This is a genomic window from Paenibacillus sp. FW507-14B1B, assembly GCF_058781425.1.
This window is the reverse complement of the sequence record NZ_JBYSWS010000001.1, coordinates 409967-434977: the sequence shown is the minus strand read 5'-3', so window position 1 is coordinate 434977 and position 25011 is coordinate 409967. Positions and strand designations below refer to the sequence as shown.

21 protein-coding genes are annotated in these 25011 nt (G+C 39.0%); 19 read left to right on the top strand and 2 right to left on the bottom strand.

What is annotated here, in order from left to right; all coding sequences use genetic code 11:
• Nucleotides 1-79: 79 nt before the first annotated feature.
• Both AC3WJJ_RS01915 and arr read left to right on the top strand, forming a co-directional pair.
• On the top strand, nt 80-304 hold the full coding sequence (locus AC3WJJ_RS01915; protein ID WP_492537509.1) for a hypothetical protein: 225 nt from the start codon (nt 80-82) through the stop codon (nt 302-304).
• A 166-nt stretch (nt 305-470) separates the two neighbouring features.
• Nucleotides 471-887 (top strand): NAD(+)--rifampin ADP-ribosyltransferase, encoded by a 417-nt coding sequence (gene arr, locus AC3WJJ_RS01910; RefSeq protein ID WP_492537507.1) that lies wholly within the window; start codon nt 471-473, stop codon nt 885-887.
• A gap of 243 nt (nt 888-1130) precedes the next feature.
• Here arr and AC3WJJ_RS01905 read toward each other — a convergent pair whose 3' ends face one another.
• Nucleotides 1131-1634 (bottom strand): RrF2 family transcriptional regulator, encoded by a 504-nt coding sequence (locus tag AC3WJJ_RS01905; protein ID WP_492537505.1) that lies wholly within the window; start codon nt 1632-1634, stop codon nt 1131-1133.
• A 107-nt stretch (nt 1635-1741) separates the two neighbouring features.
• Here AC3WJJ_RS01905 and AC3WJJ_RS01900 point away from each other — a divergent pair, with 107 nt between their 5' ends.
• The 5 genes from AC3WJJ_RS01900 to AC3WJJ_RS01880 all read left to right on the top strand — a co-directional run bounded on the left by AC3WJJ_RS01900 (nt 1742) and on the right by AC3WJJ_RS01880 (nt 8556).
• Nucleotides 1742-2824: a YhgE/Pip domain-containing protein gene (locus AC3WJJ_RS01900; protein WP_492537503.1), complete on the top strand. Its 1083-nt coding sequence runs from the start codon at nt 1742-1744 to the stop codon at nt 2822-2824.
• Between the two features lie 420 nt (nt 2825-3244).
• Nucleotides 3245-4042, top strand: a complete 798-nt coding sequence (locus tag AC3WJJ_RS01895) for a phosphotransferase (protein ID WP_492537501.1) — start codon at nt 3245-3247, stop codon at nt 4040-4042.
• 502 nt (nt 4043-4544) lie between these two features.
• Nucleotides 4545-5798: an MFS transporter gene (locus tag AC3WJJ_RS01890; protein ID WP_492537499.1), complete on the top strand. Its 1254-nt coding sequence runs from the start codon at nt 4545-4547 to the stop codon at nt 5796-5798.
• A gap of 39 nt (nt 5799-5837) precedes the next feature.
• Nucleotides 5838-6425 carry a hypothetical protein gene (locus AC3WJJ_RS01885; RefSeq protein WP_492537498.1) on the top strand — a complete coding sequence of 196 codons (588 nt, stop codon included), beginning with the start codon at nt 5838-5840 and terminating at the stop codon, nt 6423-6425.
• Between the two features lie 391 nt (nt 6426-6816).
• Complete coding sequence (locus AC3WJJ_RS01880) at nt 6817-8556, top strand: ABC-F family ATP-binding cassette domain-containing protein (protein WP_492537496.1); 1740 nt, start codon at nt 6817-6819, stop codon at nt 8554-8556.
• Nucleotides 8557-8699: 143 nt separating this feature from the next.
• On the opposite strand, the gene AC3WJJ_RS01875 is transcribed toward AC3WJJ_RS01880, so the two are convergent.
• Entirely contained in the window at nt 8700-9407 is a 708-nt protein-coding gene (locus AC3WJJ_RS01875) for a P-loop NTPase family protein (protein ID WP_492537494.1), read from the bottom strand.
• A 216-nt stretch (nt 9408-9623) separates the two neighbouring features.
• Here AC3WJJ_RS01875 and AC3WJJ_RS01870 point away from each other — a divergent pair, with 216 nt between their 5' ends.
• The 12 genes from AC3WJJ_RS01870 (at nt 9624) to AC3WJJ_RS01815 (ending at nt 24884) form a co-directional block, all read left to right on the top strand.
• Nucleotides 9624-10718, top strand: coding sequence for a serine hydrolase domain-containing protein (locus tag AC3WJJ_RS01870; RefSeq protein ID WP_492537492.1), 1095 nt, complete (start codon nt 9624-9626; stop codon nt 10716-10718).
• Between the two features lie 110 nt (nt 10719-10828).
• Nucleotides 10829-11704, top strand: coding sequence for an aldose 1-epimerase family protein (locus AC3WJJ_RS01865; RefSeq protein ID WP_492537491.1), 876 nt, complete (start codon nt 10829-10831; stop codon nt 11702-11704).
• 339 nt (nt 11705-12043) lie between these two features.
• Nucleotides 12044-12922, top strand: coding sequence for a phosphotransferase (locus AC3WJJ_RS01860; protein ID WP_492537489.1), 879 nt, complete (start codon nt 12044-12046; stop codon nt 12920-12922).
• A 518-nt stretch (nt 12923-13440) separates the two neighbouring features.
• Nucleotides 13441-14808: a cytochrome ubiquinol oxidase subunit I gene (locus AC3WJJ_RS01855; protein ID WP_422661266.1), complete on the top strand. Its 1368-nt coding sequence runs from the start codon at nt 13441-13443 to the stop codon at nt 14806-14808.
• A complete protein-coding gene (locus AC3WJJ_RS01850) occupies nt 14805-15818 on the top strand; it encodes a cytochrome d ubiquinol oxidase subunit II (protein WP_422661267.1) in 1014 nt (337 codons plus the stop codon). The genes AC3WJJ_RS01855 and AC3WJJ_RS01850 overlap by 4 nt, the downstream gene beginning before the upstream one ends.
• A 37-nt stretch (nt 15819-15855) precedes the next feature.
• On the top strand, nt 15856-17631 hold the full coding sequence (cydD, locus tag AC3WJJ_RS01845; protein ID WP_492537487.1) for a thiol reductant ABC exporter subunit CydD: 1776 nt from the start codon (nt 15856-15858) through the stop codon (nt 17629-17631).
• Nucleotides 17628-19355, top strand: coding sequence for a thiol reductant ABC exporter subunit CydC (cydC, locus tag AC3WJJ_RS01840; protein ID WP_492537486.1), 1728 nt, complete (start codon nt 17628-17630; stop codon nt 19353-19355). The genes cydD and cydC overlap by 4 nt, the downstream gene beginning before the upstream one ends.
• A 246-nt stretch (nt 19356-19601) precedes the next feature.
• Complete coding sequence (locus AC3WJJ_RS01835; RefSeq protein ID WP_492537485.1) at nt 19602-20108, top strand: hypothetical protein; 507 nt, start codon at nt 19602-19604, stop codon at nt 20106-20108.
• Nucleotides 20109-20202: 94 nt separating this feature from the next.
• The gene (locus AC3WJJ_RS01830; protein WP_492537484.1) at nt 20203-20454 is read left to right on the top strand and encodes a hypothetical protein; all 252 of its coding nucleotides are present in this window, start codon (nt 20203-20205) and stop codon (nt 20452-20454) included.
• 188 nt (nt 20455-20642) lie between these two features.
• Nucleotides 20643-21521 (top strand): EamA family transporter RarD, encoded by an 879-nt coding sequence (rarD, locus tag AC3WJJ_RS01825; protein ID WP_492539544.1) that lies wholly within the window; start codon nt 20643-20645, stop codon nt 21519-21521.
• A 347-nt stretch (nt 21522-21868) separates the two neighbouring features.
• Nucleotides 21869-22567 (top strand): ribonuclease toxin immunity protein CdiI, encoded by a 699-nt coding sequence (gene cdiI / locus AC3WJJ_RS01820; RefSeq protein ID WP_492537482.1) that lies wholly within the window; start codon nt 21869-21871, stop codon nt 22565-22567.
• Between the two features lie 310 nt (nt 22568-22877).
• Nucleotides 22878-24884 carry a DUF5054 domain-containing protein gene (locus AC3WJJ_RS01815; protein ID WP_492537481.1) on the top strand — a complete coding sequence of 669 codons (2007 nt, stop codon included), beginning with the start codon at nt 22878-22880 and terminating at the stop codon, nt 24882-24884.
• Nucleotides 24885-25011: the final 127 nt, after the last annotated feature.

The following is a 25011-nucleotide window of genomic DNA, read 5'->3' as shown; positions in this document are numbered from 1 at the left end:
TTAAATCTGCTTGTGCGAGTAAGCGACTCTTACTATGTGACGATATCATTTATCTTGATTGGAAATGAGGGTTTAATCAATGAATAGGAATATTATTTGGGGAATCGTATTCTTAGCGCTGAGTTTGTTCCTTAAGCCATTATTGACGATTGTGGGGTTGGATGAAAACTTGTTTGGATTGCACTGGCAAGGTGAAACTGTGTTTTTACTAAGTCCATCCTTAGTTCGGATTATTCTAACATTAATTGGGGTTTTTATGCTTATCATCGGTGGTATGCAACTTTCAAAGCAGAGGAAAAATTAGTTGAACGTATTGAGATCTCATCAATAATTGCAATTTTATTAGCATTAAATCTTACTCTCTACTTATATTATAACAACATCCAATAATCTTTTATAGACTGTTTTTTCAGCGCTCACTTAGCTTATACTGTTATACGCTAGTCAGAAATTTTAAGGGGTGTGTTTATATGGATGATCAAAAATACAACTTGGATCCTGGTCCATTCTTTCATGGTACTAAAGCAGAACTAAAAATCGGAGATTTGCTCGAACCTTTGCACTTATCCAATTATCAGGATAAAAAATCCAACTATATATATTTTACAGCAACTTTAGAAGCTGCTAAATGGGGGGCTGAATTAGCTAGATCTGAATCCAAAGAGAGAATTTATGTTGTAGAGCCATTAGGTGATTTTGAGAATGATCCGAATGTAACGGATAAACGATTTCCTGGAAATCCAACTCGTTCCTATAGATCTAAATCTCCTTTGAAAATATTAGCTGAATTAAGTTCATGGGAAAGACACTCGGATGAAGAAATCAATCATATGCTTACATCTTTAAAAAAGTTAAGTGAAGAAGGAAAATATATAATCTACGATTGATTCTGACACGCTACTCCTGGAGAGGTATTCTATGCTCATTCATTGAGTGGAGGGATCTCGAATAACTATAGGATAGAAGTGCAGAGATTACAACAGCTCAGCAAGTAGATATTACATTGCAGGAGTACCTGTCGTCAAAGTACAAAGGTAAAATTGGACTAAGCAAATAAGTACAGAAATCTTTCTCTATTGCTGAAGTGAAAACTGTTTAAAAACCCACTGATTAAATCAGTGGGTTTTGTTTTATTTATCTAGGATTTCTTTCCAATTAATCACAATGAAATTACCATCTTTATCTTTGGGAACTACTTCAGATATGAAGTGCTTTTTCATTACTTGTTTATAAGAGTTTTCTGCTTCAGTAAAAATTTGCTTCGCTAATTCACCGTATTGAGCAACTAATTTTTCAGAATGAAACATGGTATAGATCACATCGTAATTCACCTGTTCCAAGAAACTATCTTGTGTTTCCATGATCACAAAAAGATCATAAAAACTAATTTCTTCAACACTTTTATTTAAGGAATAACCACCGTTCTTGGAAGCTTCTGATTTGATGATGCCTGCATCCTTGAGTTTTTTTGCAATCTTTTGTAGATATGTATGCGATACTCTCATCCTATTGCTAAGTTCTACAGATTTTAGATTCACCCCTTCAGGTAACTCGGCTAACATGACAACTATGGCTATAGATTGAATAAACGAATTGCTTAGTTTCAAAAAAATCGCCCCTTGTTTTGTTGACATTGTATATCCGTGGATTTACTATATACACAGACATTTGATATCTATAGATAATTGATGTCTACAAAAATTATAATGTATCGCAACTATACATTCAAGAGGTGGGTATTATGCAGAAGAAGTTTAAATTGTATTTTATACTAGGAATTTTAGCATTAATTCCAGTTATTTATTCAAGTCTATTTCTAGGTTCGATGATGGATCCTTATGGGAAAGTTAATCATTTACCTGTAGCTATCGTGAACAAGAATCCTAATACAGTCTATGATAATTTACTGAAAGCAAATCTCTTTAATTACAGAATAGAGAATTTAGATACAGCTAATCAGGATCTTAAAGATGGCAAAGTATATTCCATAATTTATTTTGAGGACGATTTTCAAGAAAACTTAAACCGTTTTGTGGTAAAGCAAAAGTCCCCAACCATTCAATTAATTACTTCAGAAGGGCTTAGCTATTCAACAACAAAGATTTTGAGTAATGTTATGAACCAATTTGTTAATGAAGCTAATGATCAAATAAGCAGCCAAATTATCACTCAAATGGGGCATAATAATATTCCCTCATCTATTAGCTCTGTAATAACTTTGGATTTAAAAGATGTACACCCTGTAAAAAACAATGGTGAGGCAATGGCTCCATACATCTTATCGTTAACTTTGTTTGTTGGTGGAATATTTGTAAATCAATTTATCATACGCATTTTTGCTAATAAAGGGGATTCCTTTTTTACATATTGGAAAAAGCAGTTCTTAATCCCATTAATCATAGCTGTTTGTCAGGTCTTTCTACTGCTCTTAATTAATTACCTGTTTATCCATATAAAAATTGATCAGGTACTCCTTTTTATTCCTTTTTTATTATTAGTCGCCGCAACTTTCTCTAGTATCATAGTTGCATTTAATAAGCTTATCCCTGGGATCGGAAGTTTAATTGTTTTATTACTGACAATGTTACAAACCTCATCTTCAGGCGGAGCTTATACGATAGATTTATCGGGCTCATTTTTTCAAAAAATCCATCTTTTCCTTCCAATGACCTATAGTATAAATGGCATGAAGAAACTGATGAGTTTAAATAATACTCATGTGTTGCAAGAAACGGTAATTTTATTCCTGTTCTTCTTAGTAGGACAAATTATATTAATAGCTGCTTATAAAAGACACGAAGAGAAAAATGTGAATCATGATTAATTTAAATAACTATAAAGGAAAAGCCCTTGGGACATTCTCCAAGGGCTTTATAAGTTGGAGTTATTAGTGGTATAAGGAGTGAGTTGAGTAGCTGTAGATGCTCTTCGTCATTATAGAGAAATAAAAAACCTTTTAATGGTTGTTAATTTCTGGTAACATCTAATTTAGAGATGTAAGAGAGGGGAATCTATTCCTATGTTGAACACCTTGAAATGATTATCTAATTGGATAGAGACAGTAGCGGTCCTTGGTTCATAAGGATGCGTTTATTTGTCTATCTTAAATCATTCAAGGGAACATGGTGTGGACAATTCTATTTCCATTACTGAGCAGATACCTTTGTATATCTGCTTTTATTCATGGAAAAAAACACATCTCAATTGACACAATCATAGAGCCCCTATATTGGGGGGAATTTTAATGAATAGTCAGTACGATAATGAAGAAACGCTAACTGGAGGGAATATTTCCAGTGTACATCGTTTAGGAGATACGGTTAGACGAGAATTAAACCCTGAGAGTGTTAAAATCCATACATTGTTAAAGCACCTGGATAGCAAAGATTTGCACGGCGTGCCGAAGTTTCTAGGGATTGATGAACAAGGGAGAGAAATCTTAACCTTTATCAAAGGAGAAGCTGGAAATTATCCGTTAAAGACATATATGTGGTCCGAAGAAGCTTTAAAAGGAATCGCAAAAATGCTTCGGCGCTATCATGATGCAGTGAATGATTTTCCTATGGATGAAGATTGGCAGCCTATCGATAACACCCCGCAGCCTTTTGAGGTAATATGCCATAATGATTTTGCCGTCTATAATATTATTTTTAATCATGAAGAGCCAGTAGGTGTGATCGATTTCGATTTGGCTGCTCCTGGTCCAAGGCTTTGGGATATCGCTTATACGCTTTATACTTGTGTTCCATTAAGCAGGCTTTATCATACGGAAGCGGGCGAAGCCATTTATTATAATTCGTTAAAGGATGCTGAGCGAATCAAGGAAAGGATTAAATTGTTTTTTGATTCCTATGGTATAGAGGGAATAGATAAAGGATTCCTAGAGATGGTATTGCTGCGAGTTGATGGTTTATGTAAAACCATGCTAAGGAAAGCTAAAGAAGGCGATTTAGCGTTTCAAAGAATGATCGATGAAGGTCATTATGATCACTATCAAGAGGACCTTCGATTCATTCGTGAACACGGAAGAGAATGGAGTTAAGGGGAACGGCTTTGTAAACTACGGGAAAATATAAAAGTGGTTGAATAAAAATACTATGAAGAACACTGCTTTATTAAGCAGTGTCCTTTCTTTATTTTGACGGATATAAGCTTGTGCCATATTGAATCCTGCAGATTCAAAAAAGTCGATGTTTGATTCATGAGTGCACCTTTGAATTTGTATATTGAACTACGAAACACAATAGTAAAGACAAGAAACGCAACCGAACAGCATGATCGATATTATGGCAAAAGATATACAGTACGACTGTACTGTAAATACACACATAAATTCGTCAGCTGAATGTGCGGATTTAATTCTAAGATGTTTATTTGGCAGGTCCGAAAATTAAATTAGTTGATACTAACTAGATACACTAAATTTAAAACCTCCTATTCGAAGCAACTAGATCTCATAGTTCTATTAAGGGGGGTGTTATGCATCAAACGGACAGGTTAATGCTTATATCTGCTGTTTTTTAAATTTAGAGAGGGGGATTGATTTGCTGCAGTTAAATACTAATCCTCAAGTTAATCTTTTACGGTCTAACAAGAATATTTTTTGGATGTTTATAGGGATGTTGATATCAAGACTTGGAGATGGAATATACTCCGTCACTTTAATAGCCGCTGCTTATGGAATAACAAAATCAGGTAGTGGAACGGGTATAGTCTTAGCTTCTTTTGCAATCGCAAATTTTATCTTTGGATCTGTTTCAGGAATATTTTCAGATAAGATAAACAGAAAAAAACTAATAGTTTGGTCAAGTTTTATATGTGGATGTATCATTGTGGTGATGAGTGTTTTCTCCTATGCAAACATGCTTAATATTTTTATGTTATCAGCTCTTTCTTTCTTATTAGGTGGGGCTACCCAATTCTTTGAACCAACTGTTAACGCTGTTATACCTTCATTAGTAAAGAACGAAGAGCTTACTGTTGCTAATTCTACAATTGGTATGACAGAAAGTATTGGTTATTTAGCTGGTCCAGCGTTGGGAGGAATTCTGCTATCTTTTCTTAGTTTGGAAACTGTTTTAATTATTAATGCATCAACATTCATTATTGCTATGGTTACCGGCATGTTTCTAAATGTAAATACAGAGCAAACAAAAAAAGATGGTAATACAAAATTCATTAACGAGGTCTTTCTAGGATTTAAGTTTGTTATTAATAATAAGACAATTAGAAATTTATTTCTTGTTAGCTCTGTTGGCTTATTAGCTTACTCTCCATTCTTTGTGATTTTACCTGTCTTCTTAGATAAAAATTTAACAATATCTATAGAGAATCAATCTAGTATTATAGGTTTTATATATTCAGCATTAGCATTAGGACAATTGCTAGGCTATTCAGTTATTGTTTATTTGAAATTAAAGCCATATCAATATTTACTAATAAGTTATTTTATTCAAGCACTAGGTTTTGGATTGATTTCGTTATATACAAGTCAATATTTAATTGTTACCTCAATCTTTTTTTGTGGATTTGCTTTTGGTATATGTGCTTCTAGTTTTAATTCACTGTTACAAAAAAGTACACCGAACTATTTATTAGGAAGAGTTTACGGAGTTAATTATACATTGAGCGGGGTAATCTCTCCTCTTGGGAGAAGTGCCTCTGGTATCTTAAGTGATTTTATTGGAGGAAGGGTTATATTTGTGTTGATGGGAGCATTATATGCAATCTCAGCTGTATTATCAATGTCCTTAAAATGTAATGAAGAAAAAGATACTAAATTATATGAAGGGAAATGAAATTTTATAAAATATAATAAAGTAAATAAGAGGTCAACTATGAAAAAAGTGTTGGTGACTATAACAGGATGGGTATGTTTTTCAATGCTTGCAGTAATTATCTTCGTGTCGTGGCCTTGGTTGTTATTGATTATTGGAATCAATTCACAGCCGAACCCACAGCAACCAACCATCAAACATGGACAATTTCCATTTCGTTTGGAATATGAGTTGAACGGGCAACTTAAGATTATTGAAGATACTTTAATATGTGAATTTGATGGATATGGATCGGATGAAGGACAAGGTAAACACCGTAAATGGAAAGGATATTTAGCCAGTGGCAAAGAGAGTTTATTACTATTGGAAGTCGATAAGCCTGTTGCCCTAGGGGGTGATGGAAAGGTTGTGAAACAAGAAATCTATTATTCAGAAGGAAGTGCACGATTTTACATGGGAGATATGAATGAGTATGAAGGATATAGACAGTCCTTTCCAAACGCTGGTTATTTCGAACAATATGAGGATGGAAGAACTAGTTACGGTGTTATTCAGGCAGATGAGTTGCTTGGAAAGTACAATATCAAATTAATAAGCTGGGATTATACGCAGCCAATAAAGAACACTTTTGTTACATCAAAGGAATAATAGTAGTCCCTAAAATCGAGCCGTGAACCGACATTGAACTTTCATTAAAAGTCTTGTCGGTTTTTTGTAGTCTGAACAAGCAATACGGGGTGTTAGTATAAAATCAAATATGTTTGCACTACCTAGTATATAGATTCCTTTATTATGCAAACGAGGAAATGAGATAAATTTCACACGGTTTAAAGTAAGCCTAATCTTTGGCTTTTTAAACGTAATAAGAGAGGCCATTTAGAGTATATCTAAGTAAATAAAATTAGTGAAATTTCAAAGTGCGGGTTAAAGGCTAAAAATGAATTGAACTTGCTAGCAAAGAGTGTTACTCTAAAAGTCTGTGTTCGACAATACATTTAATAAATAGTCACCATTTTAGTTGTAAAGAAAGGTATTACTTATGATAAAGGTTGAAAACCTATCCTTCTCATTTCCACAAAAAGAACTATATAAAGACATTTCATTTACGCTAGAAGAGGCACAGCATTGTGCTTTTATTGGAACAAGTGGCAGTGGTAAAAGTACACTGATCGATATACTGATGGATCCAGAGAAATATTTGTTCGAAGGCAAGTTAGAGATAGATCCAACCTGCAAAATTGGTTATGTAAGTCAGTTCTCCCAACTAGACAGTACTAAAGAAACAACTGTTTTTGAATATATCGGGGAAGAATTTATTAAGCTACAAAATGAAATAACATCTATTTGTAGTGAAATGGAAACCTCATCGGATATTGAGCCGTTACTCGAAAAGTATCAACTTGCTTTAGACGCATTTGATGCAATGGGCGGAGAAAATTTTGAGAGTAACATTAATAAGAAGCTAAATCTAGCGAACCTCTTGAAGCTAAGAGATGTTAGGGTATCCGACCTGAGCGGCGGGGAATTCAAACTGATTCAAGTAATGAAGGAAATGCTTAATAGTCCTGACTTAATGATCATGGACGAGCCGGATGTATTTTTAGATTTTGAGAATCTAAATGCGCTAAAAAAACTTATTAATACGCACAAAGGCATGCTGCTAGTTGTTACACATAATCGATACCTATTGAATCATTGTTTCAACAAAATTATTCACCTTGAAAACACGGAGATCCAAGAGTTTGATGGGCGATATATTGAGTATAATTTCTCATTACTTCAGACAAAAATGGAGCTGCAGGAAATTGCAGTCGCTGAAGCTGAAGAAATTGAGAGATACGATACCATTATTGATAATCTTAGAGCGATCGCAACTATTAATTCTGAAGCATCTAGAGGTAGAGCGTTAAAAGCGAGAGTTAGATTTCAAGAGAGATTAGAAGCGCGTAGAATTAAGGCACCATTTGTTGAAATTAAGCAACCGAATATCCGTTTCGGTATTGAGAATGAAATCGAAGACAGCACTGTTGTAACAGTCAATAATTATAGTGTTGCCTTTGATGAACTGCTTCTAGAGAATGTTAGCTTTGAGATAAAGTCTACGGATAAAGTAGCCATTATTGGTCCAAATGGTACAGGGAAAACAACTTTACTCCGAGATATCTTTAACAACAATCATGATTCCATTGAAATTAATGATAATGTAAAAGTGGCTTATTTATCTCAGAATCAAGGTGAGATTCTAAAGGATTCTAATACAATACTAGAAGAATTCATCGATGCAGGGTTTCAATCTTATGATGAAGTTAGATCGTATATTTCAAACTATGGCTTTGAAGGCGAAATCGTTAATCAAAAGATTGAATCGCTATCTGGTGGAGAAAAAAACATACTGCAATTGGCTAAAGTTTCTGCTAGTCATGCAAACGTACTGCTTCTTGATGAACCGACAAGTCATTTAGACACATATACACAAATTGCACTGGAAAATGCCATTAAAGACTATAAAGGTGCAATTCTCATGATATCTCATGATTTCTATTCTGTTGTAAATGGTATGGATTATGTATTAATCATTGACAATAAAACGATTAGAAAAATGAAAATGAAAAAATTCAAACAGATGATTTATGCTAGTCACTTTGATAAAAACTATTTAGAAGCAGAACAAAACAAAAAAGCAGTTGAAATGAAAATAGAATTGGCTTTAAAAGATACTAATTTTGAATTAGCAAAAGTATTGGTTGATGAGCTAGAGGAGCTAATTAAGTTGCTTTAAATTTCAGCTTTCGAATTGAAATGATGATGAATCATGATGTTGGTGAAAAAGTATCAACATAAAAGACACTGATGAAAGAATTATCAGTGTCTTTTTTCTACATAGAGCCTAGTATTGATTTTTGAGTCAGGTAAGCCTTTATTTCATTTTGGCCGTGTATTCGTACCTTCGTTCAGCAACGATTCTGACACAAAGCTGTCGATTTGAGCGTCATACTCAGCCCACGTATAATCCTTGTTCTCTATGATTAATTTTGGTATTGGCCATGCATCGATCGCCGCGCGTACGAAAGCCTGACTTGCGCTCCACACCTCGCCAGCCTGAACGAAATCTTCTTCCGATTGAAAGGAGACTGGACCCCATTCGTTGCCACGAATACCACATATGTACCGCCACTGCCCCTCGACATCAGTGTGGTAATAGTAGATCAAGTGAGGGTTCAGAGGCATCAATAACCGTTGCAACGACTCGGTTAAGCTTTGGAGCTGAGCGATATTCATGCCTTGCAGATGCGAAACGCTGACAATATCCTGGAAAAGGACGCTTTCTATAATGGTGATGTCTTCGGAGCTGCTTAATTGCTCATCGACGAACCGGCGGTACCGGTCAACTAGTTGCCGAATAAAAGCGTCAGCGCCATCTTCTGTATTCAACAAATAGTTCTGCTCCATGGACGGCAGTAAAGGGTGATTTTCTGTCTGTTCGAGCAAGCATTTTGTGCGTATGTCTTGTGATGTCAACCGGTTATAAATGCGGGTCGCCGTCGTCGTTTTGCCCGAGCCGGGGATACCGTCGATAATAAGCAATCGTTTCGAAGAATGGATGGATGTTGCGTGAGGTACCTCGTTCATGGTTGTTTAGAATGCCTCCTTTGGTCAGTAAATCGACTATACTTTCGACGTTTGGGAGAAATATCCTTCTTTCGAAGAGATCGAAGCGCCTATAGGGCAGGAATATCGAGATATGGAAGCGAATACATGATTTAGCATCCCAATATAGGTTTGTTAAAGTGATTTCAACATTCGATTTATGAAAGCGACATTAGACTAAAAGGAGTAACTTCCACAATGAAGGATTTACATAATTTTGTATCAGATTACACAAAAGATAAGAAACGATTACATCTTGCTATCGGGATTATTAGGGAAGGAGATATTGAATGCTTCTCATTTTGTAATAGTAAAAAGAAAAGTAGGGTCCCTTCTGAGAATATGTTGTTTGAGATCGGATCCATAACCAAAGTTTTTACATCTATACTTTTATTAAAAATGGAACAGGAAAAATTGCTTTCTTCTGATGACACGGTTGGTAAGTTTGTGCAGAACGCTAAAAACGATTATTTGAATAAAATTACCTTGAGAAGCCTTGCTACGCATACCTCTGGATTACCTATATTGGCAACCAACCATAACTTGGCTAAAAAGAGATCGAATCCTTATTTAATGTATACCGAGCAAGATTTAATTGCTTTCTTATCTAATGCTGATTACACGGATAGCATGGGTTCGTTTGGTTATTCCAATATCGGTGTCGGTTTACTGGGATACATACTGTGTAATCTGTCAGGAAGTACGTATGACCAACTGTTAAAAAAATATATAACGAATCCATTAAAGATGAATGAGACAGCCGTTATGCTTGATTCAGAACAGAATAGTAGGTATTTGAATGGACATGCATCAACTGGGAAAAGAGTTCCTCATTGGGACAATATTTCTATTCATGAAGGGGCAGGGGGGATTAAGTCATCTATTAGAGATTTAAGTTTATTTGTCCAAGCCAATCTCAATGATGATAATCCGATAGCCTCTACATTGCAAAAAAGTCATCTCCCTATATGGATCGGTAATTCAAACCGTTATTTTGGCTGGGGTGAGGATAAAATTCTAGATAACGATATTCTCTGGCATAATGGGGGTACAGCTGGTTTTAATAGTTATCTAGCTTTCAACAAGGAACTCCGTGTAGGAGTTGTATTGCTATCCAATTATTCTTTTTTCTCGAATTCTCTTATGGACTATTATGTTGCTCAATTACTTAAATGGATTACTAAAAAAGAGCCTTCTCAAGGAACTATGATAGACTCAACAGGCAAAAAAATACTTGAAGCAATCATAAGTAGAGAACAGACATTAGAGTCACGGAATACGATAGCTGAGTAAGCTCGAAGAAACGGCAGCCGATGAACTGGCTGTCGTTTTCTCATCTTTCTCCAGAACTTTGATATAATATGAGTATCTGTACTATATGTATGAAAAGGGAGTATACAACCATGAATAAGATTTTGCGCAGTAGCTCGGCAGAAGCTGAGATTAATACCCTTGGGGCCGAACTGATCAGCTTCAGAAAGCTGGATTCGGAAGCTGAATATATCTGGAGCGGTGACGCCACGTATTGGACAGGCCGTTCTCCGGTGCTGTTTCCCATTATTGGTGCGGCCCGGAACGGAGAGATTAAGGTGGACGGCACAGCCTATAAGATCGGCAATCACGGATTCGCAAGACGCAGCGAATTTACGCTGGTCCAAGAAAGTGACACTCACGCGGTTTACCGTCTATCTTATGATGAGAAAACCCTTGCCAGTTATCCATTTAAATTCAACCTATTTATTACATACAAACTGATTGCAAGCACACTGGAACTGAGCTACCGGGTGGAAAATAGTGATGAACAGGATATCTTCTTCCAGCTCGGAATCCATCCGGCGTTCAATTGTCCGATGGATAACAAAGGTAGCCTAAGCGATTGCTATCTAGAGTTCGCTGAATCGGAAAACCTTGAAAGGTTGTTCCTGAATTCAGACAGCCTGCTGATCAGCGGCAAATCGGAGTCCGTTCTGAAACAAGAGACCATCCTACCTTTATCCCATGAAATGTTCACCGAAGGCGCATTGATTTTCCGAAATGTGAGGTCTCGGCAGATTTCACTTAGAAGTAAGCAGTCCGCCAAAAGTGTAGTTGTCACCTATAAGGGTTTTCCCGACCTCGGCATCTGGCAGCCTTTGAACGCTCCCTTTGTATGCATCGAGCCTTGGCATGGAGTAGCAGATATGGACGTCTTCGAAGGTGAACTTCAAGATAAAGAGGGGATCATCACCCTGGCGACGGGAGAGAATTTCACAAGTTCCCTGACCATAGAAATCAATTGACGATCTGAAGGAATATTCAGGGTCCTCCACTGGTGAAGCTCGGCTTCATACCATTGTAAAAGGTTCAATCAATAGGAGGAGAAGAGGACGCTGAAGACTCCTATTTTTTCGAAAGAACAGAAGCCGCTATTCAGCGGCTTTTTTATATTAGCGACACAAGTTATTGCACCGAGTCGAGGACAAAAACTTCTACCAATCATCGATTAGATTAACACTAATGATCTTCCATGCAGTTTCATTGAGCGAGCTGGAATTTTTGTTAAATATATCAAGTGTGTACCTATCAAACAAAGAGTTTGTGTTATAAAATTAATGAGGTGATTTCGGGAGGTAGTAAACATGGAATTAGGAATAGATGTTAACGAGATTATTAAAGAGCTTTGTGATAAAGGCATAATTGATCGCAACACTAAAATTACTAATAAGATGAATGGAACAACAGAAGGCCAAGTCTATACTCTTGCAGTTGATGACAATCCAAAATATGTGTTTAAACTCGACAGTTCACATAATATTTATATGGTAGAACAATTGCATCAAGCTTATAAACAACACACACTTTTACCTAAACTTCTCTACACCGATCCTGAGAAAAAGTTCATCGTATATTTCTATACTGCTGGTCAAACACATTTTAATCGAGGTTCAAAAATAAACTGGCTGACACTCTTAATCCATAATCTCCTGAATCATTACAAAATCTATCAACTTACAGATAAATGGGGCTTTTGGTTAGAAGATCCTTGTCAAACTTGGCGCGATTTCATTAATCGGGGTGTTGAATATGCCCGAATTAATGTGGGTAACTTTTTACCAGCTGAGGATTATTATTTAGTGAAATCATTTGTTGAGAATATATCGACGGGTGAAGGGCATGAAAAGTATTTGCTTCACGGTGATTGTGGTGTCCATAATTTCGTGTATGATCAACAAGTACTAAATGGAGTTATTGATCCTTCACCCATGGTTGGACCTGTTTTATATGATTTTCTTTATGCGTTTTGCTCCTCACCGGATGATTTAAACCTAGAAACTTTAATTTCAACAATCACCATGCTAAAACATGTGTCTATTGAGAGATCAAGACTTATTGAAGAAGTAATCATTCAGCTTTATTGTCGTATAGGGATTTGTCTAAAACACCATCCACATGATTTAACTGAATACTTAAATGCTTGGGATTACTGGAAAGGCCTTACCTCGAACCTCAATGGATAAACCGTCGTGTCTTGACTAAGGGTAATGTTCAAATGATAATTGAAGAACTTAATGAACATAAAAAACAGTGGACCAGAGGAGTACAAAACTCTTTGGTCCATTTTTTGTAATTATGACACTGTCCACTGTGATGTTTTTCACTAAGTTGTCAGAAAAGGTTGACCTTTTCTTGAACATTCAAGGACGAACATGTGTCAGTGATTGAATTCGTGGTGAACAAAGATATAATAGCGGTACGATCAGGTTTCGCACTCGTACATTTGCCTGCATTCCATACCCGATCAATAAAGGCTCTTTAGATCTCTGTTCACTAGCTAAGTACGGTATGACACAAGAATGATGTGGGCGCAGCCAATGTAGCATCTTACTTTGTGAAAAAAATCTCTTTTTACATAGTTGAGATCGAGGTGCACCTTATACCACTTGGGTATGGATTGCAAGTAAACGACGGGCAGACCTGTTCAAAGGATTAATTTACCCCAGGATGAAACAGAAGTTTGAAAGGAGGCAGTATTATTATGGAAATGGATACGGTACTGTGGAGCAGGCTGGTGACAGGTTTGACACTTGCATTCCACGTGATTTTTGCAACAATTGGCGTCGGTATACCATTAATGATTGCAATTGCAGAGTTCATCGGGATCCGCAAGAAAGATCCCCATTATACATTGATGGCGAAGAGGTGGGCGCGAGGATTTGTCATTTCGGTTGCGGTAGGTGTCGTGACCGGTACAATCATCTCCCTGCAGCTGGCCCTGGTATGGCCGAACTTTATGAAGATGGCTGGAAACGTCATTGCACTGCCGTTATTCATGGAAGTGTTCGCATTCTTTTTTGAAGCCATTTTTCTGGGCATTTATTTGTATACCTGGGATCGATTCAAAAACAAGTATATCCACTGGCTGCTGACGATTCCAATTGTGGTCGGGGCAGGCATGTCTGCTGTGTTTATTACGACGGTCAACGGATTTATGAACCAGCCTGAAGGTTTTGTCTTGGAAGCGGGTCAATTCTCAGCGGTTGATCCGGTGCAAGCGATGCTAAATACGGCGACGTTCTCCAAGGTATTCCATGTGTTAAGCTCGGCCTATTTGACAGGGGCGATCCTTTTAGCCGGAATTGCGGCTTTTGCGATGCTGAGAAAAGGAATTTCCCCATATCACAAAAAAGCCTTGAACCTCATGATGGCCGTTGCCTTGTTGTTCGGCATGCTGAACACGCTCGCCGGGGATGTGTCCGCCAAGTTTTTGGCTGAGCATCAGCCGGAGAAGCTTGCGGCGGCAGAGTGGCATTTTGAGACGGAAAGTGGTGCGGACCTGATTCTAATGGGTTGGCTGAATGCCGAGCATGAAATTCTAGGTGCCTTGCATCTGCCGAAATTCCTTAGCTTCCTGGCCTTTGGCGACTTTAACGCTGAGGTAACGGGGCTAGAGGAATTCCCTCAAGATGAATGGCCTCCGCTTCTCGTGCATTATTTGTTTGATTTAATGGCAGGAATCGGATTCGCACTGGTTGCTATTTCGCTACTTTATTTCTTGTTTAAGATCTGGAAAAAGCGCAATGAGCTGAACAAATGGATGCTTTGGCTTATCGCACTCTGCACACCGCTCGCCTTTCTGGGTGTTGAGCTCGGCTGGTTCTATGCAGAAGTTGGGCGACAGCCATGGATAATCCGAGGAATTTTACGTGTAGAGGAAGCGGCTACGACTTCACCGACGGTAAGAACTTTATTCTTCGTCTTCTTGCTACTGTACATCGTACTTGGCATCATGTGTGTCGTTGTGTTAAGACGCTTGTTCAACAATAAGCCAGCAGAAGTTGAGATGGAGAAATGGTTAAAAGAAAATCCTAATCAGACTATAGAAAAGGGGGATCCTGCACAATGAGTTACGAATTGATTGGCATCACGGTGCTCTGGCTGTTCTTGTACGGCTATTTAATTATAGCCTCAATTGATTTCGGAGCAGGCTTCTTCGCTTTCTATGCACGTTTGACGAAGCAGGATCATTTGATTAACCGTCTGATTTCCCGTTATTTATCTCCCGTTTGGGAGATCACGAATGTATTTTTTGTTTTCTTCTATATTGGTATCGTCGGATTCTTTCCGGACACGGCCTATTATTATGGCGCAGCGCTGCTTGTTCCAGCAAGCATAGCCGTAATCCTACTTGCCATTCGCGGATCTTTCTATGCATTTGAAAATTACGGTTCCAAGAAAAGCCTTGTGTATTTGTTTTTATACGGAGCTACAGGTTTACTTATTCCGGCTTCGTTATCCGTGGCGCTGACAATATCTGAAGGCGGCTTTATTGTAAAGCTGGGTGAGACGGTTTCTCTGGATTACTGGGAGCTATTTACCAATCCGTTATCTTGGAGCATCGTCGGACTCGCCATCGTATCCGTACTGTTCATTAGCGGATCATTTCTAGCATTTTATGCTTCTCGGGCAGAGGATCACGCTGCTCTGAAGCTGATGCGTAACTATGCTCTGTTCTGGAGCACACCGACGATTATTCTTGCATTGACAGCATTCATTTTTTTGGGTCAACACAATGAACGGCATTTTCAAAACATGATGGACTTATGGTGGTTATTAGGTCTTTCCGTTGCTTTCTTCATGATCGCCATGTGGCTGATCTACAACGGACGTCGATACGGATTAGCTTTTATTTGCGTCATGCTGCAATTTTTCACTGCTTTTTTTGCATACGGAATCGGGCACTATCCTTATATTCTGGATCCGTACATCACGGTTCAGAGCAGTGCTACATCACCAGCCATGGGCTTCGCATTAGTTGCTGCATTTATTGGTGGTCTGCTCTTGTTAATCCCGTCCCTGATACTGGTCTTCAAATTATTCCTGTTTGATGCGGATTATGTAAAAGGGAAAAAGTGATTTCATTATAAGCTTGTATATAAAGGAGGAGAAAACTGTGAAAAGGAAATCCAGTCTGATTTCTCAACAAATGTCTTCACAAAGAAAAAATATAGTTCTCCTCGCAGTCATTTCACTTGCGCTTGGTGCAGCTATTTTGAGTCAGGCTGGATTACTTGCTGAAGCGGTCCAGCGGGTTTTCGTGGAGCGTGCTACCTTTTCATCGGTTATCGTACTGCTTGGTCTGCTTCTGGTTGTTATGGTTGTACGCACACTGTTGTCATATGTAAACGGTAAGGTTGGACTGCGTATGGCTGCAATGGCCAAGACGAATATGCGAGCAGCCGTACTGCAGAACTTGACTCAAGCCTCCATGCCTTCAACCCTTCGTGGACAGACAGGCGGGAAGGTCAGCACTCTACTGGATGCGGTGGATGAGGCTGACAGTTATTTCAGTCAATATATGCCCCGGATGATGGAAGCGGCGATCATCCCGATTATGATTCTGATTGTTACATTTACTGAGCATGCCAACACTGGTTTCATTATGTTGTTTACAGCCCCGTTCATTCCACTGTTCATGATTTTGGTAGGGCTTAAAACGAAGAACAAATCTGAAGAAAAATATGCACAGCTGGCCGAGTTCTCGGGTACATTTCTAGATTCTCTCCAAGGACTAGTGACACTAAAAATATTCGGACGTGCTCACCGTCAGCAGCAGGAGATTGAACGCAGCAGTCTAGGTTACCGAGATGCCACGATGGGCATTTTGAAGATTGCATTTACGAATACCTTCATGCTGGAGTCGATCGTGATGCTAAGCATCGGCATTGTCGCGCTCGAACTAGCCATCCAGCTGCTTGTTTTCAAATCGATGACGTTCCACACCGCGTTTCTTGTATTGCTGCTCGTTCCCGAGTTCTACAGCCTGTTAAAGAATACGGGAACTGCCTTTCACAGCGGTCGAACAAGTATGGGTGCTATTCATAAAGTGGAGCAGATGCTTGAGGAAACAACAGCGAAGAGCCAGGACCTGAATAGCACTGAAGGTGCGGATACTTCTGAGAAATTCGCCGAAATCGACAACATGCCGCCAACCATAGAACTGGACCATCTCCGGTTTCAATATGCGCCCGATTCTTTTGAGCTTAAGACTGGAGAAATCACGCTCAGTCCGGGAGAACATATCTCTATCGTTGGCAAAAGCGGCTCCGGCAAAACGACATTGCTCCATCTCATTGCAGGTCTGTTGAAGCCAGCATCGGGAACGGTTCGGGTGAATGGAAGCCCGCTCTCCCATATGGATGAGGATGTATGGTTTAAGCATGTCAGCTACATTACACAGCACCCGTATATTTTTACAGGCACATTGGCTGAGAATATTGCAATTGGTGCTGGTAGAAACATTACCGGTGCTGAAATAGAGCGGGCAGCGGAGGAAGCCGGTCTTGCTGCGCTTACAGCCCAATTGGAGCATGGACTGAGTACCTTTGTTGGTGAAGGAGGCAGGGGATTATCTGGTGGGGAAAAACAGCGACTTGCGTTGGCACGAGCTTTTTTGAAGCGGCCTGCCATCATTCTGTTTGATGAGCCTACCGTTGGTCTGGATTTGCACACCGAGCGGGTACTGCAGCATTCCATTGCTAAACTGGCAAGAACGGCTACGATGATTACGGTGGCTCACCGATTATATACCATTCAGCATGCTGACAAGATCTTATTCATGGACCATGGAGTGTTAGTGGATGCCGGACGGCATGAAGAGCTTATGGAGCGCCTGCCACAGTATGCCGAGATGATCGATATAGAGCGCAAAAGGAGGGAAGCATCATGAATGAACTGGCTGTCCTGTCCAAGGCGATGATTCAGGAGCGAAAAGACATCTTGCTTTCGATTCTGGGTGGATTCATCGCAGGTATAGCGGGTGTGGCACTCTTTTCTGCGAGCGGGTATCTCGTTTCGCAAACCGTGTTTGCGCCACCGCTATATACTTTGATTGTACTGACCTCGACGGTCAAACTGCTGGGTCTGCTTCGGGCGGCAAGCCGTTATGGCGAGCGATTGTTTTCTCACCAGGCGACGTTCTCGATACTTTCTCGTTTGCGCACCTCCTTTTTTGCCAAGCTTATTCCTTTAACGCCGGGTATATTAAATAGAAATCGAAGTGGGGATCTGCTTGCGCGGATCGTTGGGGACGTAGAGAGCTTGCAAAACTATTTCCTGCGAGTGGCATATCCCCCCATCATTGTCGTGATGGTGTTCTTGGCTACGGTGTTGTTTACCTCTGCTTTCTCGTTCTGGATTGCTCTTCTGTTTGTCATCGGTATGCTCTTAGCGGGATTCGTTGTACCGGGCATTGTTTTGCTCGGGCAGCGGAAAATACTTGGACGCGTTCGCGACCAGCGGGCGCAGCTTTCCACGGAGCTCACCGAAGTACTATATGGTTTTCGGGATTTGAAAGTATACGGGCAATTGGCACAGCGGGAACAGCAGCTTCAGCAGGCTTCCGCAACACTAGCAGCCGAGCAAAAGCGAGCAGCAGAGAACTTGCTTCGCGGGCAAGCGATGCACGCTTTGGTTACGTTTCTCATTTCATGGGGAGTGCTCGCGCTTGGAGCCTACTTGATTATGGATGGAGCACTTGCCGGGGTGTTTCTTGCTATGCTAATCATGGCTTCTTTAACCGTGTTTGAAGAAGCGGCGGCAATGGCTACATTACCCGCGTATAAGGAGGATAGCGAACATGCAGCCAAACGATTGACAGAAACGGTTCAGTCTTCTGAGGTGCAGTTATCGGAGCCAGAGGGCGCGTTGTCTCTTGATCAAGCCGTTTCGTTAGAATTATCCGGTGTTACGTTTCAATATGAAGGGGAGTGGAGACCGGCGCTTAACGATATTTCCCTGCATTTTTCACCTGGCTCCAAAACAGCGATTGTCGGCCCGAGCGGGTCAGGAAAATCAACGATTATCGAATTATTGCTTAAGCTGCGTAGACCAACAGTTGGCGATATACGACTAAACGGCGTTTCAGTAATGGAGCTGGACGAGAAGAACATCTGGGAAGCGGCTAATGTCGTGTTGCAGCAAAGTCATTTTTTCCGGGGAACGATTCGCGATAACTTGCTACTGGGCGAGGAAGAACATACTGACGAACAATTGCTGGATGTGTTGGCTAAAGTACAACTGCCAGATAAATCGTTGACCGATATCGTGTATGAAAAAGGGGAGAATCTATCGGATGGGGAGAAGCAGCGACTGGCTCTGGCTCGAGCACTGCTCCGCAAAGGACGTCTGTGGCTTCTGGATGAACCTACCTCATCAATGGATTATGTGACAGAGCAGCATGTGTTGAAGCATCTTTATGCACAGACCGCTCAAGATACACTTATTTTGATATGTCATCGTCTTACTGGATTGGAAGAGATGGATCGAATTGTGGTCATGGACCAAGGGAAGATCGTCGAAACAGGTTCTTATTCGGAGTTAATGGAGCAAAAAGGCTATTTTTATGAAATGAAGCAAATCGAGCGGCAAATGATCGGAGAAGCTGCAGTGTAGTGTAATAAGTAGAAAGCCCAATGATCAGGATTTAAGAATGCTGTCGAGGGCCAAGAAACATGTGTACAGGAAGTCGCTATTATAGCGGCTTTTTTTGCTTTATCGGTATAAGTTCTTGACCTAGCTCTGGGATAATAACTTGGGATTTATTGACTTAAAAAGAATATTTAAATATATTTTCATTAATATAAATCCAACATACCCTTCGATTTTTTGGTATTTATAAATATCAAAGGTGGGACATAAATGAAAAAGATATTACTCATTATTTTTTTGATTTCTCTTATCTTCATAATAACACCGAACAAAATAAATGCTTTATCATGTATCAGTCCTCCGTCAATAGAAGAACGGTTTGTGTATACCGATGCAATTGTCATTGCGAAAGTTGAAGAAATAAAAAAAGGATCAAGTCGATATAATGATGTCATCTTAAACATTTCAAAAAGTTATAAAGGAGTTAATGAAAAAACAATAACGATGAAAGAAATGGCTGATTGGGGAACAAGTGTAGTTGGTGAGGAATATTTATTATATCTGCAAAAAACAGAGGATGCATGGGCCAATGCATCGTGTTATTCTATGCTGGCTAAACATGCAGATGTAGAACTGAAATTCCTCGAAAATAAACAAGAATTAAAACTTCACGAGAGAAATAAAGACGTTGCTAGTTTTATGTACTTTATCGTTTTTTTCGTTGTCGTTGGAATCCTTATATTATGTTTTAAATGGATTAGAAAGTATAAGAAATAAAATGATGATGAGTATCGGGGGAAAACATCGTGATTCCAGTGCAATATAGGAACTGGAAGCCAACGAATCATATTACATTTTGAGGAGGGGCAAGATGTTTAATTTTGAATTGGGATTAGTGTTTTTAATCGTACTCACACTAATAGTTATTGCAATCTTTTATGTATTTGTATTTTTGGAGTTTATCAATCCAAGTGCTCTTCAAGTTCAACTATTAGGTGTACATATGATACTGTTCGGAGTGATTGTGTTATTGGCATTTGAAGATTCTTCTGGATATGGATTTACCTTTGGGTTAATAGGGCTTATTACAGGAATTTTTGGTTCATTTAGAGAACCTAAATAGTCCCAAAATTGAGAGTTTATTGAAAAAACGTGTCGGGTTACGATAGCTTAATCTAAATAAGAAGGCAGCTGATCATTGTATCGGCTGTCTTTGTTAAATTAATAGGCAGTTTATCAATCCCTTTACTTAAAAGATGATAGAGGCGTATAATTCGTTAAGACATCGTAGTGAGAAGAGGGAAATTGAATATGAACAACGGATTGGTTAATGCTATTATCGCGTATATTATGTGGGGGGTTCTCCCACTTTATTGGAAGTTATTTAACGATGTACCAGCAGGAGAGATTCTGTCACATCGGGTTGTCTGGTCGTTTGTCTTCATGGCTATTCTCGTCGCCGTCCAGCGTCGCTGGGGAGACATGAAGCGGATTGTGACTAGCCGCTCGCTCCTGCTGTCGCTGACCGCTAGCGGGCTGTTGATCGCTGCTAATTGGCTCATCTTCATCTGGGCGGTCAACAACGGCCATGTCGTCGAGACAAGTCTAGGTTATTATTTGAACCCATTGCTTAATGTGCTTCTTGCGGTTGTCTTCCTTCATGAGAAGCCCAACCGTGGTCAATGGCTAGCGATTGCCATCGCTAGTGCGGCGGTGCTTATCATTGCCATCGACTACGGACGGTTCCCATGGATCTCAATCACACTGGCCGTGACGTTTGGCTTGTACGGTCTCGCGAAGAAGAAGATCGGGCAAGACGCTTCTGTAGGCTTGCTATCGGAGACGGCTGTAGTCCTGCCGGTTGCGCTAGGCTACTGGATCTATTTGGCCATCGTGGGAAAGACGACCGCATGGACGCTACCTTTATCCACGTTCGTCGAGCTGCTTCTTTCCGGCGTGGTAACAGCACTACCACTGCTTTTCTTTGCGCGAGCGGCTGCCCGGATGGAACTGTCCACGCTAGGATTCGTACAATACATCGGGCCGACGATCATGCTGTTACTGAGTATATTTGCATTTAAGGAATCGGTCTCACCCGTGCTTCTTATCGGCTTCGCGCTCATCTGGACAGCCCTTGTCGTATACGCTACGGCATCAATTCGTGGCACAAAACTTGCGAAGGCAAGCTGACGGAATAAACGTCCAAGCACCCGGTAACAACAAAACAGCTATTTTCTCTCGAATCCGGAGGAGAATAGCTGTTTTCTGTTTGGGATTAAGTTAATTGGTAGGGTAGTGAAATGGAATAGGACAACCTATTCCATCATGGTGAAACGCGGCGTCTGAAACATAATCAGTTGCAGGGCGGTAAAGCTAAAACCTTTTTGCATGATGAAAGGAAATGTAAAAAAAGTACGAACATCAAGGAGCAATTATGTATTTGGAGGAAGTCAAATAAGTATTCATAACTCTCGATTGGCAACAGAAATTTTACAAGGTTATGTTGGTACTAGATACTATAAGAAATGAGTGATTCAATGAAAATCTTATTTAATTTTAATACAAATGAATATTCTTATAGATACTGTCTTTCAATAGTTGAAGACATGCAAAGATATCTTGGGATATCGAAACAAGAAGCAGTAGATCGCATCAATAGTTTTTGGAAAGATGTGGATCTAACAGGCGATGAAGATCTTATATTTCATGAGAATCCAACTTATTGGGCTTACCAAATATTCAGTGATGATAGTGCATGGTGGAATATGAAGAAGGAAGATATTACTCCACGAAAATATACGAAATCAAAAGTTTGTATTTATCCTAATGAACCATTAGAATTCGTCACGCTGTCTGACTTCAAAATTTTAAAAGAAGACGAAAAAAAATTACTCGAATTGTACTACGCCCATATTCCTGATGAAAAATTTATAGGTGTCTTGAGAAATTATCAGAAGTTACGAGGGAACCAGGAAGATAGTATGTGGTGTGTTTTTGCAAATGAATTTGATCCTTGGAATGATTTTTATTTTGGAGAAACGGGAGTTATGTATTTTATTAAATCACCTCTAGACGATCAAGAATTTGCTATAGATAACGAGCACTTCTATAACTATCTTGAACATGCAAGCTTGGAGTACTTAAAACGAAATCCAAAAGATGAACAAGTTGTAAAGGGTTATTTAAATCAGATAAAAAATAAACTGGGGCTAAACAGTAAAGATGTTAAATCATGATTTATGAAATAATACAAAAATGGGGAATGAAAACTACTATTTATAAGATGGCAGCCGATCAACTTGATTGGTTGCTTTTTCATTATGCTAACCTGATATGTAATTCATTTGGTTTTAATAGATTTATTCGCATGAAAGAGGTGGTAGACATATTAAAATGTCAGGATTTTATAAAGATATGTCCGTATAAGATAAATACTAGACGGATGGAATCATCTATTATTACTTCGAATACTCCAAAATATGCTGAGATGTTAAGTAAACAACAATTTCACGACGTATTATGACTATGAAAGGCGTGATTATAGTAATGAAAAAAATCTATGTGGTAAACAAAACTCATTTTGACATTGGCTTTACCGATTTAGCAGAGAATGTCTTGCACAAGTATTGCCATGATTACATTCAAAACGCTATCACTCTAGCTGAAGAGTTAAGAAAAGAAGGCAAAGACTTTGTTTGGACAACAGGTAGCTATCTTATTGAATATTACTTCAAAAACATGGATGAAGAAGCTTGTAAAAGGCTAGACGACGCCATAAAGAAAGGTTACATTCGTTGGCACGCAATCCCATGTACGTTTGAATCTGAAGCTATGACACCTCAAACTTTACATTACATAACTTCAATCTCAAAGAAATTAGATGCTCGTTATGGATATAAAACTACAAGCGCAAAGATGACGGACGTCCCAGGACATACGATCGGTATTGTTGATGAGTTATATCGTCAAGGCATTAAATTTCTGCACATTGGTGTAAATGGCTCGAGCTCAATTCCAGAAGTTCCAGATACTTTTCTATGGAAGAATGGCGAAAGTGAGATCATTGTCTCGTATTCAGACGACTATGGTGGCGTAATCGGGATTGATTGCATGGATAACAAGCTGGCGTTTATGCATACTCATGATAATAGTGGTCCAGGAACCAAAGAGAAAATTAATGCCTTTTTGTCAAAAATGGAAAGCGAGTATCCAGACTATGAGCTTGAAATGACTTCAATGGATCAGTTTGCAAATGAAATTTGGGAAGTACGTGACCAACTCCCAGTTATTACAGAAGAGATTGGGGACACCTGGATTCACGGATTGATGTCTGATCCGAAAATCATTCGTGATTATCGGATTTTAACCAATTACATGTCTGACAACAAAATAGAAAATGATGATGCTAATTTCTACGCGATGTTAGTTCCAGAGCATACTTGGGGAATGGATATCAAACGCTATTTCAGTGACTATATGAATTATGAAAAGAAAGACTTCCAAAGAGCGCGTAGTTTAGACCAAATTACCGATGATGATTTAACCTACGCTTATGGAATTGTTAAAGATGCAACGCTTAAAGAAATGCAATACACTTATAATGAGTGGACTGATCGTTCGTACAAATTTTATGAGTCTTCATGGAAAGAACAACGTAAGAACATTGATCGTGCAATAGCTTGTTTGGAGCCTGAAGATCAAAATAACATTAAAAAACTTATCGAAGTTCCATATTATATCTTTGATAACCAAGGTATAGAATGTGGTTTGGAAGAATTGATTTCGGTAAACGGATATCAAGTTATGTTCGCTAGCGATGGTTCAATTAACCACTTAGAAAAGGATGGAACACTTTACTTTGATCAGGATCATAAACTCGGGGTTCTGAGTTATACAATTGCTGGGCAAAATGACTATGATAATCTACGTTACAACTATGTGCGTGAATTACAACATAATTGGTGGGCCATTGACTTCTTAAAGCCAGGCATGGAAATACAAAAACGCATTCAACTAAATGAAAATTTCACACCACATGTTGTGAAATTAGTTAAGGAAAATGATTCGATTATTGCAACTTTAAAGTATAGTGAGCGAGCTGTGAAGGAGTATGGTGCTCCAAGAGTTGTAAAGGTTAAATATCAATTTGGAGATAAAGTCGAAATTGCACTTTTACTAAAGGATAAAGATGCAATTCGTTATCCAGAAATTTATTCTTTTGACATGACACCACGTTTGAATTCGCCATACTTAACTAAAATCCGAAAAATTGATACCGTTATTTCACCTTTTGAAGTGGTAGGTCACGGTAATAAGTTGCAACACATGATTGAAGAGTTAATCTACGATGGTAGCGATAAAAAAATCAATATTAAACCTATTGATGCCCCTCTTTTGGGAATCGGAACTAATAACAATTTAACTTATAACAACAAATACCATCAAGACAACAATAAATTTACGTTTACACTATTGAATACAACTTGGGGAACTAATTTCACGATGTGGTATGAAGAAGATATTTTCGCTCGTTTTGAATTAGTGTTGGGATAAGAGTTACTCCGAGCATAGGGACACAATAGTTGAATATGATAAGAAGGCAGCCGATCTATACGATCGGTTGCTTTTTCTTTTAAGGCACACGGAAATGACTTCATAATGGTATATGCCTAATGGATCT